Origin of the sequence: Bradyrhizobium sp. BR 10261 (genome assembly GCF_019455395.1) — a bacterium.
Classification (GTDB): domain Bacteria; phylum Pseudomonadota; class Alphaproteobacteria; order Rhizobiales; family Xanthobacteraceae; genus Bradyrhizobium; species Bradyrhizobium manausense.
The window spans coordinates 66,218-80,067 of record NZ_JACOFQ010000022.1; the positions used below are offsets into that span (position 1 = coordinate 66,218).

A 13,850-nucleotide genomic window follows, 5' to 3' on the forward strand; every position below is an offset into this window, starting at 1 on the left:
CGTCAAGCCGCCGCGAACATGCGGCGGTAGAGCAGGCTCGAAACCAGCCAGGCGATCACGAACAGCGCGATCACCGCGAAGCCGACATTGGCAAGCGACGCGTTGAGACTATCGACCAGCGCCCACACGCCGCCGTCAAGTCCAAGCCGGTCGCTGATCAGGCCGAGCGCCTCAATGCCGCCGATCAACAGCGCGACCGCGACGGAGGCGCCTGTGATGGTGAGGTTGTACCAGAGCTTGCGCATGGGATCGACGAAGGCCCAGCGATAGGCGCTGACCATCAGCGCGGAATCGGCGGTATCGACCAGTGCCATGCCCGATGCGAACAGCGCGGGGAAAGCCAGGATGTCGGCGAGCGAAGCACCGCGTGCCGCTTCGGTGGCGGAGATGCTGAGCAGGCCGATCTCGGTCGCGGTATCGAAGCCGAGACCGAACAGCAATCCGAGCGGAAACATGTGCCAGGGCTTCGTCACCAGGCGGAACATCGGGCCGAGCAGGCGCGCGAGAAAGCCGCGATGGCCGAGCAGCGCCTCCAAACCTGCGGCGTCGTGGTCGCCCTGCTCGCGCGCGGCGCGAAACGTCCGCCACAGGCGCGCGAAAATGGCGAGGTTGATCGCTGCGATCAGCAGGAGGAACAGCGCCGACACCGAGGTGCCGATCAGGCTGCCGATATCCTTGAGCAGGCTGTCGCCACCAAGGCTGACCACGCCGAGCGCAAGCAGCATGGTTGCGACCACGACGATGGTGGAATGGCCGAGCGCGAAATAGAGACCGACACTGCGCGGCGTATCGCCCGCCTGCATCTGCTTGCGCACGACGTTGTCGATGGCGGCGATGTGGTCGGCATCGACGGCGTGGCGCAGGCCGAACACCCAGGCGAGCAGCGCCGTCGCCATCACCGCGGGCCGGTCACCGAACGCCGCGAAAGCCCAGATCCACGCGGCGATGTTGGCGGCGACGAGCCCGCCGAACAGCAGCACCATTCCGGACTCAATCGTCCGCATAGACTTCGTCACGAAACTAATCCCGCCGCGCGCCTCGTTGCAGTATGATCTTTTCAGAAAATGATCACACTGACTAGCCCGACGACGTCGTCATGCCCGGGCTTGTAGCGGCATCCACGTTCTTGGCGCAAAGAAAGACGTGGATGGCCGGGTCAAGCCCGGCCATGACGGTGTAGAGGCATAGCGCCCTACGCCGCCTCAGACCCGCCGAGATAGGCGTCGCGAACGCGGGGATCGTCCTTCAGCGTGCGCGCCGGGCCCGAGAGCACGATCTTGCCGGTCTGGAGCACATAGGCCTCGTGCGCGATCTCGAGGGCGAGGCTGGCGTTCTGCTCGACCATGAAGATCGAGACGCCGTCCTGGTTGATGGTGCGGATCAATTCCAGCACGCGGTCGACATAAAGCGGCGACAAGCCCATGGTCGGCTCGTCCATCACGATCAGGCGCGGCCGGCTCATCAGCGCGCGCGCCATCGCCACCATCTGCTGCTCGCCGCCGGACAAGGAGCCGGCGCGCTGCGACAGCCGCTGGCCGAGCTTCGGAAACAGCGTCAGCATATTGTCGAGATCCTGCGCCACGGCGTCGCGGTCGTTGCGCACGAAGGCGCCCATCAGGATGTTCTCGCGCACGCTCATATCCGCGAACAGCCGCCGCGCCTCGGGCACCGAGGCGATGCCGCGGCGGACAATCTGCGGCGTGCTGAGGCCGATCAGGGAGGCGCCGTCAAACGTCACCTCGCCCGAGCGCGGCTTCACCAGACCCAGGATGATCTTCATGGTCGTCGACTTGCCGCTGGCATTGCCGCCGAGCAGGCAGACAATGTGGCCACGGCCGACTGATATTGACAGGTCGAAATGGACCTGGGCCTGGCCATAGAACGTGTTGACGTCAGTCAGTGCCAGCAGCGGTTCGGCTGCGCCCGTGGTCATGCCGCACTCTCCTGCTCCGCCGCCCCTGCTAGCCCGTGGCCGAGATAGGCCTCGATCACCTTGGGATCGTTGCGTACCACCTCGCCCGGCCCTTCCGCGATCTTCTTGCCTTCGTCCATGACGATGACGCGATCGGAGAGCTGCATCACCATCTCGAGCTTGTGCTCGATCAGCAGGATGGTCAGCCCCCCTGCTTTCAGCTCGGCGACGAGGGCCTGCATTTCCGCGGTCTCGCTCGGGTTCATGCCGGCGGTCGGCTCGTCCAGCAGCAACAGGCGCGGCTTGAGCGCGAGCGCACGCGCGATCTCGACACGGCGGCGGTTGGCGTAAGACAGGCTATAGGCCGGCTGGTTGATCCGCGGCAACAGGCGCTCGCCGAAGCGGGCGAGGATGGCTTTGACCTCTTCGCGCAGCCGCTCTTCCTCCTGCCTGACGCTCGAAGGGCGCAGCAGCGCCAGACCCAATTCCAGCAACGGGCCGATCACAGGCACGGCCGGCTTCACCGCACGCAGGCGCGTATGGGCGCCGATCAGGACGTTGTCCATCACGCTGAGATTGCCGAAGACACGGCCGAGCTGGAAGGTGCGCGCGATGCCCTGCGCGGCGAGCCGCTCCGGCGAGAGGCCGGTGATGTCCTGTCCCTCGAAGCGAACCTGGCCCGCATCCGGCCGGTCGAGCCCGGTGACGAGATTGAACAGCGTGGTCTTGCCGGCGCCGTTGGGGCCGATGATGCTGACGAGTCCACCCTTGGCGAGATCGAAATCGATGCCGTCAACGGCGGTGAGGCCGCCGAAGCGACGCGTCAGCCCGCGCAGAGACAACAGCGGTGCGTGCGCTTCCACCATCAGATCGTTCCCAACAGGCCCTGCGGCCTGAATCGCACGAGCAGCAGCAGCACGATGCCGTAGATCAGGATGCGGTACTCCGCCGCGATGCGGAACATTTCGGGGATACCGACCAGCGCCACCGCGCCGACGATGGCACCGACGACATTACCGAGGCCGCCGAGGATCACGACCGTCAGCGCCAGGATGGATTGCTGCGTGTTGAAGGTTTCGTGGTTGATATAGGAGTAAAGATGCGCGGCGATGCCGCCGCTGAGGCCGGCGGCGAAGCCGCCGAAGATGAAGGCGAGCGATTTGTAGCGGTTCAGGCTGAGCCCATAGGCGCGCGCCGCGATGTCATCATCGCGAATGGCGCGAAAGCTGCGGCCGAGATGCGAACCGAGCAGGCGCGCCTGCAGCAACGCGAGCACGACCATGACGGCGAATGCGAACCAGTAGACCGAGGCCGGGCTGATCAGATCGTAGCCGAACAGCGACAGCGGCGGGATGCCGGAAATGCCGATCGGCCCTCGCGTGACGCTTTCCCAGTTCAGGATCACCAGCGACACGATCTCGCCGATGGCGAGCGTCGCGATCGAGACGTAGTGGCCGCGCAAGCGGAATGACGGCGAGATCAGGATCGTGCCGAGCGCGGCGCTCATCAGGCCGCCGGCGATGATGGCAAGGCCGACCGGGACGTTGAGCGTCAGCGACAGCAGCGCGGAGGTATAGGCGCCGATCGCGAGCAGCGCGGCGTGTCCGAGCGAGACCTGGCCGATCGTGCCGGCGACCAGCGTCAGGCTCAGCGCGAGCATGCCGAGCAGCCAGGCGTTGATCAGGGTCTGGAGCACGTAGAACGACACCGGCAGCAGCGGCAGGATCGCGAACGCGGCGACCGCGACGGCCAAGGCCCAGCGCGGAATGCGCAACGGTCGGCTCGGCGCAATGAACGTGCCGGTGAGCGGCTCGGGCGGCGCCTGCCGGGCGCTGGCAAACAGGCCATTCGGCCGCAGCACCAGCACGACGACCAGTAGCAGGAAGGCGAACAGATTGCGATAGCTGGTGCCGAATACGGCGACGCCGTAGCTCTCGACCAGGCCCAGCAGCATGCTGCCGACCACGGCGCCCGGCACGTTGCCGGCACCGCCGACGACTTCAGCGACGACGCCCTTCAGCGTCGCCTGCAGGCTCATCGCGGTGTCGATCTGGTTGTAGTACATGCCGACCAGGAGGCCGGAGACGCCGCCGAGCGCGGCCGCGATGCCGAACACGGTCTGATTGACGCGGTTGACGTCGACGCCCATCTGCATCGCGGCGTCGCGGTCCTGCGAGGCGGCACGCACCGCCCAGCCGAGCTTGGTGTAGCGCAGGAACACGAACAGCAAGAGCGCGCTGGAGATGCCGACGCCGGCAATCAGGAGATCGAGCGGCCCGATCGTGCCGCCGCCGACCTGGAAGCGGACATCAGGCAATTGGCTCGGCAGCGCGCGCGGATTGGGCGAGAAGGTCAGCATGACCAATTGGTCGAGCACGAAGCTGATGCCGATGGTCGCCAGCAGCGGCGCGATCCGCACCGAGTTCTGCAGCGGCCGCAGGCCGAAGCGCTCGATGATCAACCCGACCAGCGCCGCCACCACCGCGACGAAGATGATGGTCAGCGGCAGCGGCGTGTGCAGCTGCACCACCGCGACCCAGCCGATATAGGCGCCGACGAGATAGATCGAGCCCTGCGCAAAGTTGATCAGCCGGCTGACGCCGAAGATCAGCGCGAGCCCGACTGCAACGAGGGCGTAGACGTTACCGACGATCAGCCCGTTGATGGTGTAGTCGAGCCAGGAAGACACGCAGGGTTCCTAATGAAGGGAGAAAGGCCGGAGCGAGAGCTCCGGGCCGTCAGGTCAGGTGGGCTTGCCGTCCCAAAGCGCGAACTTGCCGTTGCGCACGACCAGCTCGGCGTTCATGGCGCCCTTGATGCGACGGGTGGCAACGTCAAAGGTCGCGGTGCCGAAAATCACGCTCGGGACGTCCTTGACCTTGGCGAAGGCATCGCGGATCGCCTTGCGGTCGGTGCCGCCGATCCTGATCACCGCGGCCGCCATGTTCATCGCATCATAGGCGTAGGCGTTGAACGCGTCGGGCTCCTGACCGTTGTACTTTTTCTTGAAGCCGGCAATGAAGTTTTGCACCTCGGGCCGCTTGTCCTCCGGGAAATAGCGTGTGCCGACATGGACGTCCTCGACGGCGTCGCCGCCAAGCTCCAGGAATTTCGGCGAGTAGACGGAGCTGGCGGCGCAGATCACCTGCTTCAGCCCGACCTGACGCGCCTGGCGCGCGATCAGCGCACCATCGGAATAATAGGAGATCAGCACCAGGCCGTCCGGATTGGCATCGCGCACCCGCACCAGCGTGGAGCGGAAGTCGCGCTCCTCGGCGATATAGCCTTCGGTGACGACGATCTCCGCGCCATATTCCTTGGCGGCGTTGTTGAAATAGTCGCGGCTGGTGCGGCCCCAATCGGTGTTGAGATGCAGCACCGCAAGCTTCTTCAGCCCGAGGCTCTTCACCGCATAGCGCGCCAGCAGCGGCTGCTCGTCGGCCTGGCTGACCGACGTGCTCCACATGAAGTCGCCGCCCTTGGTGAAGTCGGGATGCGAATTGGTGAAGCCGAACTGCACGAGGCCGCCGCGCTGATAGATCGGCGAGGCCGCCATCGAGGCGGGGCTGGAGAAATCGCCGAGCTCAAGCACGATGCGGGGATCGGACACGAACTTCTGCGCGATCGCCACCGACTGGCGCGGATCGCTCTGGCTGTCCTCGAAGGTATAGGCAAGCTTGCGGCCGTTGATGCCGCCGGCGCCCGTGATCTCGTCCAGCGCGAGATCGAAGCCCTGCTTCCATTGCGTGCCATATTGTGCATTCGGCCCCGTCAGCGGACCGCTGACGCCGAGCAGGATCGGATCGGCGTCCGCGAAGGCTGCGCGCGAGAAGGCGGCGCCCGCCATCATGGCGAGCGAGCTTTTGACCAGGGTTCGGCGATTGATGTTGCTCATGTGCGGCTCCATCCAGTCAGGTGTTGAAAGCTCTGGTGTTACAAACAAGCAGCAAGTCTTGTGCCGGTGAGATTGCCTATTTCGAGGGCTCGCCGAGCGACAGCATCAGCCGGTTGGCCCAGTTGAAGAACGAGGCGCCGTTGATGACGTCGACGATCTCGGCATCGTCGAGACCCGCACTGCGCAGCTCCCTAACGTTGTCGGGGCCGAACGCGATCGGCGTCGACGCCAGCGCCACCGAGGCCTTGACCACGGCGTTCCAGCGCTCGCCGAGATCGGCCTTGACGCCTTCATCGAGCAGCTTCTGCACGTCGTCACGGCGCTTGGAATAGGTGCTGGCGAAGCGCGCATGCACCGAGGCGCAATAGATGCAGCCATTGTAGCGCGAGGTCGCAGCCGCCGCGAGCTCGCGCTCGGCGCGCGGCAGGCCGTCGGCGACGTTGTAGAAGATGTCCTTGTCGGTCTTGGTGCGGGCTTCCAGCACTTCGGGGTCGCGCACCAGGAGACGAAAGTATTCCGACTTGGCGCGGGCGCGGTCGACGAGACCGGCATAGTGCCGCTCGGTGAGCTCGGCCTCGGGCAGCGGCTCGATCCAGGAGACCCAGCCGAGCTCATCCTGGGTGAAGACATTGGGCGGATTGACGGTGGCGCTCATGATAGTGGCCTCCTCTTATGCGTTCACTGCTGCAAGCGTGCGCAAGCCGCTGACGACGCGCACCTGAAACGACAGGAACGCGACGAGTTGGGAGAAGGTGACGATGCCGGAGGTCGACCAGCCGGCCGCCTGCAGCGCCTTCATGTCGGCGGCCGCCGCATCGCGCGGCCGGAACACCAAAAGATGCGCATGTTCGAGCGCCGCGACGAGCCGGGGACCGAGCGCGGACTTGCTCGCCGCGTCAACGCGATAAATCAAGCCTGCCGTATTCTCGACCGACAGCGGGCCCGCCGGAAACGAGCCATACGGCCCCGAGGTCTTGCCCCGCGCGATCTCGGTGTCGATGGTCTTGACCAGAGCCGCGCCGCCGGCGGTCGCCGCAAGCTTGTCACGATAGAAGCTGGCAACCGGGGACTCGCCATGGAGCCCGGTCACGAAGGCCGCGATCGCGGTGCGTTCGAGCAGCGAGAATTCGCCGGCGTCGATCGGTTCGAACAGGGAGAGATAGCTCTTCTGCGCGTTCTCGCGCGCTTGCAGGCGCTTGGCGCGGATGGCATCCAGCGCCGATCCCGGCTTGATCCCGGCGAGCGTGTCGATGATATCAGGCGTACTCATCATGAAGCCTCGTGAAATCCATCAAAGCCCGACTAGCCGGCCAGGGCTACTTCGGGCGCGGTCCTGGTCCAACCCAGCGCCGGCGCGACCTTGTCGGCCACGAGCTCGATCGAGCGCAGCACGTAGGGGTGCGGCGCATCGACGGAATGGACCTGGAAGACGAGGTCGGTGATCCGCTCCAGCGTCGCATCGGTACGTAGCGAAGCGATCACCTCATCGGCGCCACCGACATGGGTGTCGAACGCCGCGATCATCTCCCCCAGCGTCTCGCCGGGGGGAAGATGCCCGCTTTTCATGAATTGCGGCAGCGCGCGGCGCAGACCGATATCGGCGAGCCGCATTGCCTCGCGATGATCGTCGGCGACGAACATGCTGCGCGAGGCCATGATGCGCGGTTCAGTGCCCGGCGGCAGCGCTGCGAGATAGGCGTCGATGATCGGGTTCTGGATCTCGGCCAGCGTCGCGTTTGGCGCGTCCTTGGCCCGCGGCTGGGTGCGCGACAGCAAGAGGCCGTCGCCGGCCTTGCCGGCGCGGGCCCCGCCGGCGACCGAGAAGGTCGCTTGCCAGATGCGCTTGTCCAGTTGCGGCCGCTGCGGGTAGAGCGTGTCGCCGCCCTCGAGCGGCTTGCCGGTCAGCGCCGTGCGGACCACCTCGAGATTGCGCGCAAAGATCTCGTTGCGCTGGGCGCCGTCGAGGCCGAAGGCGGCAAAGGCCGACGGGTTCCCGCCGGTGCCGACCCCGAGCTCGAAGCGGCCGTTGCAGAGCAGATCGAGCACTGCGGCGTCCTCCGCCACCCGCACCGCGCTCTCCAGCGGCAGGGTGACGATGCCGGTGCCGAGGCGGATGCGCGAGGTCTGGGCGGCGATATAGCCGAGGAAGGTGAAGGGCGACGGCAGGCCGCCCTCGCGCTCGTGAAAATGGTGCTGCGCGATCCACGCGGAATCGAGACCGGCCTTCTCGGCGCGTACGATCTGCTCGGCGGCGAAGCGATAGCGCTCGGCCGGCGGGGCCTCATCGAGCAGTCGCGTGAAGAATCCCAGGCGTTTCAGATTTGCAAGACGTTTCATACGACCCCTGTCGGGCGAGGATGGATCCCGATGATGTCGGTTGCCGGCGCTGGAGACAAGCGGGCAAAGCGCAAGGCTGCCCGCCGGGATCGCACCCCTGCGCCAGACCTTTGGCTAAGCAGGCTGCCTACCAGCTCGGCAGCACCGCGCCCTTGAACTTGGTGAGGACGAACTCCTTCACCTCGGGCGTGTGATAGCTGTCGACCAGGATCTTGACCCAGGGCTTGTCCTTGTCGGCGCTGCGCACTGCGATCAGGTTGACGTAGGGACCCTTGGGGTCCTCGCGCAGAATCGGATCCTTGACCGGATCCAAGCCCGCCTGGGTTGCATAATTGGTGTTGATCGCGGCGGCGTCGACATCATCGAGCGCGCGCGGCGCCTGCGCCGCGTCGACCTCGATGAATTTCAGCTTCTTCGGATTCTCGGTGATATCGAGCACGGTCGGCTTGAAGCCGACACCGTCCTTCAGCTTGATCACGCCCTTGTCGCGCAACAGCAGCAGGACGCGGCCGCCATTGGTCGGATCGTTGGGGATCGAGACCTTGCCGCCGTCGGGAATGTCAGCGAAGGCCTTGTGCTTCTTGGAGTAGACGCCGATCGGGAAGTTCACGGTGAGGCCAACCGCCTCGATCTTGTAGCCGCGATCGGCCTTCTGGTTGTCCAGGTAAGGCTGGTTCTGGAACGAATTGGCCTGGATCTCGCCGGCATCGAGCGCGGCGTTCGGCACCACGTAATCAGAGAACTCGATGAGCTGGATGTCGAGGCCCTGCTTGGCGGCGATCGGCTTTACCGCCTCTAGAATCTGCGCATGCGGACCCGGCGTCACGCCGATCTTGATGGTCTCGGCTGAGCTTGCTGCCGTCCACGCGGCGAGCACGGTAGCGAGGATCAGGGTGGGGCGAAGCGACATCTTGGTCTCCATAACTTATCGATGGGAACCGTATTCGCTTCTCCGCCAGACGAAATCAATGAAATGAATATCCATATTGACCGCCGACGACGGGCAACACTTCTCCGTTCGCCGGCAAATGGGAAATGAACGCAAATTGGGGCTGGTGCAAGCCTTCCTAGGCGCGCGGCTCGGCACGCCAGGTCGACGGCGACAGCATGATCCACACGCAGATCGCGGCGTAGGCGACAAGCGATACCGTGACCATGATGGCAAGCCCTGCCATTTCCACGCCGAAGCTTGCCACCGCGATCCAGCCGCCACCGGCCGCAATCAGGATGCGCACAAACGAGCCGGCGAGTGGACCGAGCGCCCGGCCGGTGCCCTGCACCGCGAACGAGGCGACAAAGCCGAATCCCAGCGCCGAATAGGCCGGCGCGACGATGCGCAGATAGGTCATGCCTTCGCCCACGACGCCGGCGTCATGGCTGAACAGATGCAACCAAGCGGTCGGAACAATCGCGACCATCAGGCCGATCGAGCCGGTCATGATCATGCCCGCGGCGCCGCTGACCCAGCCGATCCGTTGCGCTCGCGCAATCTGGCCCGCGCCCATGTTGACGCCGACCATGGTCAGCGTCGCGGTGCTGAGGCCGAACAGCAGCGGGATCATGATGTAGTCGAGCCGCGAGGCGATGCCGTAGCCGGCAAGCGCGGAGGTGCCGAACAGGCCGACCGCGCCGGTGACGAGGATGACGGTGAGGTTGGTCAGCACGGCATTGAAGGCGGTGGGAATGCCGACCTTGAGCATGTCGCCAAAGATCTTCGCGCGCAGCGGCACGACGTGCAGCCGCAGCCCGGAGGCGCCCGAGGACATGTAGCGCAGCAGGAACAGCATCGCCGCGCCGTAATAGAGACCGAAGGCGATGCCGGCGCCGCCGATGCCGAGGCTCGGCACCGGGCCGAAGCCGAAGATCAGCAGCGGCGAGACCGGAATGGTCACGATGGCGCCGATCAGCGTCACCAGCGCAGGCACCTTGACGTTACCGGAGCCGCGTAGCGCGGCGGCCTGGAGGTTGACGATCCACACAGGAATCGCTCCGGCAAACAGATAGCTGGAATAGGTGACGGCGGCATCGAGCGCGCCGTCGCGGCCGCCGAGCGTTCGGAACAGCGCCGGGCCGCCGAAGTGCACGCCAAGCGTGAACACCCCTCCAGCAATGATCGCAAGCACGACCGCGTGGAACAGCGCCGCGTCGGCGTCGTCGCGACGGCCGGCGCCGACCGCGCGTGCCACCGACGAGGCGACGCCGGAGCCGAACCCGCCATTCGACATCATGGTCATCAGCATGAAGATCGGGAACACCAGCGCGGCACCCGCCAGCGCATCGGTGCCGAGATAACCGACATAATAGGCCTCGGCGATATTTACCGCGGTTTGCGCCACCAGCACGGTCACGGTCGGCGCGGCGAGCTTGAGCAGCGTCGGCAGGATCGGCGCGGTCAGAAGCGCGGCACGGCGCTGGTCGGCGGTCGTCGCCACGGGTCGAGGCGCTGCCGCGCTGCGCACAGGGGCCTCAAGGGCGGACAAGGGCTGCGCGGCGACGTCCTCGACTGACATTGCTCAGGTCCTGTTCTGTTCCGGGGCTCCCGACGGCAGCCATTGCATTATGACCATAATGTATTATTATGATCGTAATGCAATAGAGAATCGCTCACGATCCCGTGGCCGTGTCTTTGGGCGGACGTCGGGAGGGAGCTGAGGTCCATGCGCTACGACAAGGGACACAAGGACGAGACCCGCCGGCACATCCTCGATGTCGCCTCGGCGCAGTTCCGCGAGAGCGGGATCGCCGCGGTTGGGCTCGCCGGCATCATGTCGGAGGCCGGCCTGACCAACGGCGCCTTCTACACCCACTTCGCCTCCAAGGAGGAGCTGGTGCGGGAGGTGCTGACCGATGCCCTCATCCGTCGCGAGGAGCGGCACAAGGCCAATCTCGAGAATGGCGTCGCGGTCGAAACCGTGATCCGCGATTATCTCTCGACACGTCACCGCGACCACGCCGGCACGGGCTGCCCGACCGCCGCGCTGGTCGCCGAAATCGCGCGGCACCCCAAGGCAACGCGCGATGCCTTTACCGGCAAGGTCTCCGACCTCGTCGGGCTGATGGCGAAGCAGATCAGGCATGGCACCGCAGAAGAGCGGCGGCGCAAGGCGATCATGATCTATTCGACCATGGTCGGCGCGCTGCAATTGTCGCGCGCCGTCAACGACAGGCAATTGTCCGACGAGATCCTGGAGAATGCGGTGGACGCCGCGCTGACAATCGCGAACGCGCGCTGACGCGGTCGCACGTCCACCGCCCTGTGTGGCTACACCGGATCGAACGCCCGGATCGGCGGCAGGTTGCTGGTGAACTTCTCCACCTCCACCGTGGTGAGCTGGCCGGTGCAGCCCTGCGCAAAGGACGAGGTGCCGACGTCGCGAGTGAGCACGTTCGGATTGCCGTGCACACAGAGCGGCGCGTCGTCCTCAGGGTCCATCGGATCATACCAGGCGCCGGTCGGCAATTGCACGACGCCGGGCGCGATGCCGTCGGTGACATGCACCGCGGCGAGGCACGCGCCGCGCGCGTTGAACAGGCGGATGATCTCGCCCTCCTTGATGCCGCGCGCATCTGCATCGCGCGGATTCATCCGCGCGACCTCGCGGCCGCGGTGCTTTGCACCGAGCGAATGCCCGCCGAAATCCAGCTGGCTGTGCAGTCGCGTCACCGGCTGGTTGGCGACGAGGAAGCAGGGCGCAGCGGGCATGGGCATATCGCTCTTCTCGAGCCAGACCGGATGGCCGGGACAATCCGCATCGCCATGGCCGGCGATCTTCGCCGAGTAAATCTCGATGCGTCCGCTCGGCGTCGGCAGCGGATGCGCCACCGGATCTTCGCGAAAGCTGCGCAACCTTCCGCCGTCGTCGGGCTGCTGCGGCACGACCAGGCTGCCGCGCTTCCAGAATTCTTCGAAACTCGGGGCCTCAAGCCCGCGCTTGGCGAGCGAGGCGCGGGTCGGCTCGTAGAGATGCGCCAGCCATTGCCGCGAGCTGCGCCCTTCCGTGAAAGGCTCGCGGGCGCCGAGGCGATCGGCGAGATCGGCAAAGATCTCGTAGTCGTCGCGCGCCAGCCCGAACGGCTCGGCGATGCGGTGCATCGCGACCATCAGCGGATCGTTGCTGGAATAGCCGATGTCCTCGCGCTCCAGCGTCATGGTCGAGGGCAGCACGATGTCGGCATGGCGCGCGGTCGCAGTCCAGGCGAGCTCGTGCACGACCAGCGTGTCGACCTTCGCAAAAGCCTTGCGGAGGCGGTTGATGTCCTGGTGGTGATGGAACGGATTGCCGCCGGCCCAATAGACCAGGCGAATGTCCGGATAGGTGCGCGTCTCGCCATTGTAGCGGTAAGTGCTGCCGGGTTTGAGCAGCATGTCGGCGATGCGCGCCACCGGAATGAAATCCCTGACACCGTTGCGTCCCTGCCCGAGCGTCGGTCCCGGCACGTCGTTGACGCGGCGGCCGTAATAGCCGATTGCGCCCAGTGAATAGGCGTAGCCGCCGCCGGGAAGGCCGATCTGGCCGAGCGCTGCCGCCAGCACCATGCCCATCCAGACCGGCTGCTCGCCATGCTCGGCGCGCTGCAGCGAATGCGAGACCGTGATGAGCGCGCGCTTGCCGGCAAGGCGCCGCGCCAGGGTCCGGATCGCGCTCGCGTCGACGCCGCAGATCGCGGCAGCCCATTCGGCATGCTTGGGCTGCCCATCGCTCTCGCCGGTGAGATAGCGCAGGAACACCGGCCAGCCTTCCGTGTAGCGATCGAGGAAAGCCTGGTCATGCAAGCCTTCGCTGACCAGCGTGTGAACCATGCCGAGCATCAGTGCGGTGTCGGTGCCGGGCGTGCATGTCATCCACTCGGCACCGGCCTCGGCCGGCAAATCCTCGCGCAGCGGGCTCATCAGGATGAACTCGCAGCCGCGCTTGCGCGCCGCTTGCATCGCACCGCGTTCGACATGCTTGCTGATCGAGCCGCCGGCCACCATCGAGTTCTTCAGCGCCATGCCGCCGAATGCGAGCACGATCTCGGTCTTTTCGGCGATCTGCTCCCAGGTGACGTTGCGCTTGGTGATGTCCTCATAGCCCGCCAGGATCTGCGGCAGCAGCACGGAGGACGCGCCGGACGAATAGGAATTCACCGAGCGGACATAGCCGCCCATCGCGATGTTGAGAAAACGATGCACTTGGCTCTGCGCGTGATGGAAGCGGCCCGCGCTCGACCAGCCATAGGAGCCGCCGAACACGGCGCCGGGGCCGCGCGTGTCGCGGATACGCGCGAGCTCGTCGCCGAGCAGGTCCAGCGCCTTCTCCCAGCTGACGGAGACGAATTCGTCGCGGCCGCGCCTGCGATCGGGCCCCGGCCCACGCGCAAGCCAACCCTTGCGGATGGCGGGCTGCGCAATACGGGCCTGATGGCGCAGAGCGCCGGGGAAATTGTCGATGATTCCGCTCGGATCGGGGTCGCCGCCATAGGCTCTCACCTCCAGCCCGGCCGCGCCATTGCGTGCGGAAAACACGCCCCAATGCGAGGTGTGCGGCTTGAAGCCATCCGACAAATCGAGGCCGGGGTCGGGGAAGCCAATCGTATCGTCCATCGCGTGGCCCTCAATCGCGGAGGGCCGCGCAGGCCGCTCCGGTTGCATCGTTCGCCAATATAGTGAGGCCCGCGCGTACAGGGCAACGGAATACCGATGCGCGGAACCGCGCGCATGGCCAC

12 protein-coding genes are annotated in these 13,850 nt (G+C 65.9%); 1 reads left to right on the plus strand and 11 read right to left on the minus strand.

Annotated features, from left to right (window positions below; all coding sequences use genetic code 11):
• Positions 1-2 precede the first annotated feature (2 nt).
• From HYH07_RS24325 to HYH07_RS24370, 10 genes are all read right to left on the minus strand, one after another.
• A complete protein-coding gene (locus HYH07_RS24325) occupies positions 3-983 on the minus strand; it encodes a HoxN/HupN/NixA family nickel/cobalt transporter (protein ID WP_220004929.1) in 981 nt (326 codons plus the stop codon).
• 209 nt (positions 984-1,192) lie between these two features.
• The gene (locus tag HYH07_RS24330; RefSeq protein WP_220004875.1) at positions 1,193-1,933 is read right to left on the minus strand and encodes an ABC transporter ATP-binding protein; all 741 of its coding nucleotides are present in this window, start codon (positions 1,931-1,933) and stop codon (positions 1,193-1,195) included.
• Complete coding sequence (locus HYH07_RS24335; protein WP_220004876.1) at positions 1,930-2,778, minus strand: ABC transporter ATP-binding protein; 849 nt, start codon at positions 2,776-2,778, stop codon at positions 1,930-1,932. The genes HYH07_RS24330 and HYH07_RS24335 overlap by 4 nt, the downstream gene beginning before the upstream one ends.
• The gene (locus HYH07_RS24340; protein ID WP_220004877.1) at positions 2,778-4,601 is read right to left on the minus strand and encodes an ABC transporter permease; all 1,824 of its coding nucleotides are present in this window, start codon (positions 4,599-4,601) and stop codon (positions 2,778-2,780) included. The genes HYH07_RS24335 and HYH07_RS24340 overlap by 1 nt, the downstream gene beginning before the upstream one ends.
• A gap of 54 nt (positions 4,602-4,655) precedes the next feature.
• Positions 4,656-5,807 carry an ABC transporter substrate-binding protein gene (locus tag HYH07_RS24345; RefSeq protein WP_220004878.1) on the minus strand — a complete coding sequence of 384 codons (1,152 nt, stop codon included), beginning with the start codon at positions 5,805-5,807 and terminating at the stop codon, positions 4,656-4,658.
• 76 nt (positions 5,808-5,883) lie between these two features.
• Positions 5,884-6,462: an alkylhydroperoxidase domain protein gene (locus HYH07_RS24350; protein WP_220004879.1), complete on the minus strand. Its 579-nt coding sequence runs from the start codon at positions 6,460-6,462 to the stop codon at positions 5,884-5,886.
• Positions 6,463-6,477: 15 nt separating this feature from the next.
• Positions 6,478-7,077, minus strand: coding sequence for a CMD domain protein (locus HYH07_RS24355; RefSeq protein ID WP_220004880.1), 600 nt, complete (start codon positions 7,075-7,077; stop codon positions 6,478-6,480).
• 32 nt (positions 7,078-7,109) lie between these two features.
• Complete coding sequence (locus HYH07_RS24360; protein ID WP_220004881.1) at positions 7,110-8,144, minus strand: putative FMN-dependent luciferase-like monooxygenase; 1,035 nt, start codon at positions 8,142-8,144, stop codon at positions 7,110-7,112.
• Positions 8,145-8,271: 127 nt separating this feature from the next.
• Positions 8,272-9,066 carry a MetQ/NlpA family ABC transporter substrate-binding protein gene (locus HYH07_RS24365; RefSeq protein WP_220004882.1) on the minus strand — a complete coding sequence of 265 codons (795 nt, stop codon included), beginning with the start codon at positions 9,064-9,066 and terminating at the stop codon, positions 8,272-8,274.
• A gap of 145 nt (positions 9,067-9,211) precedes the next feature.
• Positions 9,212-10,654 (minus strand): MATE family efflux transporter, encoded by a 1,443-nt coding sequence (locus HYH07_RS24370; protein ID WP_220004883.1) that lies wholly within the window; start codon positions 10,652-10,654, stop codon positions 9,212-9,214.
• A 147-nt stretch (positions 10,655-10,801) separates the two neighbouring features.
• On the opposite strand from HYH07_RS24370, the gene HYH07_RS24375 reads away from it, so the two are divergent.
• Complete coding sequence (locus HYH07_RS24375; protein ID WP_220004884.1) at positions 10,802-11,377, plus strand: TetR/AcrR family transcriptional regulator; 576 nt, start codon at positions 10,802-10,804, stop codon at positions 11,375-11,377.
• A gap of 29 nt (positions 11,378-11,406) precedes the next feature.
• Here HYH07_RS24375 and HYH07_RS24380 read toward each other — a convergent pair whose 3' ends face one another.
• Positions 11,407-13,728, minus strand: a complete 2,322-nt coding sequence (locus HYH07_RS24380) for a molybdopterin guanine dinucleotide-containing S/N-oxide reductase (protein WP_220004885.1) — start codon at positions 13,726-13,728, stop codon at positions 11,407-11,409.
• Positions 13,729-13,850: the final 122 nt, after the last annotated feature.

What these genes read in the sequence shown, in the direction of transcription:
- HYH07_RS24325 (WP_220004929.1), bottom strand. Translation starts at nt 983, where the DNA reads ATGGTGCTGCTGTTCGGCGGGCTCGTCGCCGCCAACATCGCCGCGTGG.
- HYH07_RS24330 (WP_220004875.1), bottom strand. Translation starts at nt 1,933, where the DNA reads ATGACCACGGGCGCAGCCGAACCGCTGCTGGCACTGACTGACGTCAAC.
- HYH07_RS24335 (WP_220004876.1), bottom strand. Translation starts at nt 2,778, where the DNA reads ATGGTGGAAGCGCACGCACCGCTGTTGTCTCTGCGCGGGCTGACGCGT.
- HYH07_RS24345 (WP_220004878.1), bottom strand. Translation starts at nt 5,807, where the DNA reads ATGAGCAACATCAATCGCCGAACCCTGGTCAAAAGCTCGCTCGCCATG.
- HYH07_RS24350 (WP_220004879.1), bottom strand. Translation starts at nt 6,462, where the DNA reads ATGAGCGCCACCGTCAATCCGCCCAATGTCTTCACCCAGGATGAGCTC.
- HYH07_RS24355 (WP_220004880.1), bottom strand. Translation starts at nt 7,077, where the DNA reads ATGAGTACGCCTGATATCATCGACACGCTCGCCGGGATCAAGCCGGGA.
- HYH07_RS24360 (WP_220004881.1), bottom strand. Translation starts at nt 8,144, where the DNA reads ATGAAACGTCTTGCAAATCTGAAACGCCTGGGATTCTTCACGCGACTG.
- HYH07_RS24365 (WP_220004882.1), bottom strand. Translation starts at nt 9,066, where the DNA reads ATGGAGACCAAGATGTCGCTTCGCCCCACCCTGATCCTCGCTACCGTG.
- HYH07_RS24370 (WP_220004883.1), bottom strand. Translation starts at nt 10,654, where the DNA reads ATGTCAGTCGAGGACGTCGCCGCGCAGCCCTTGTCCGCCCTTGAGGCC.
- HYH07_RS24375 (WP_220004884.1), top strand. Translation starts at nt 10,802, where the DNA reads ATGCGCTACGACAAGGGACACAAGGACGAGACCCGCCGGCACATCCTC.
- HYH07_RS24380 (WP_220004885.1), bottom strand. Translation starts at nt 13,728, where the DNA reads ATGGACGATACGATTGGCTTCCCCGACCCCGGCCTCGATTTGTCGGAT.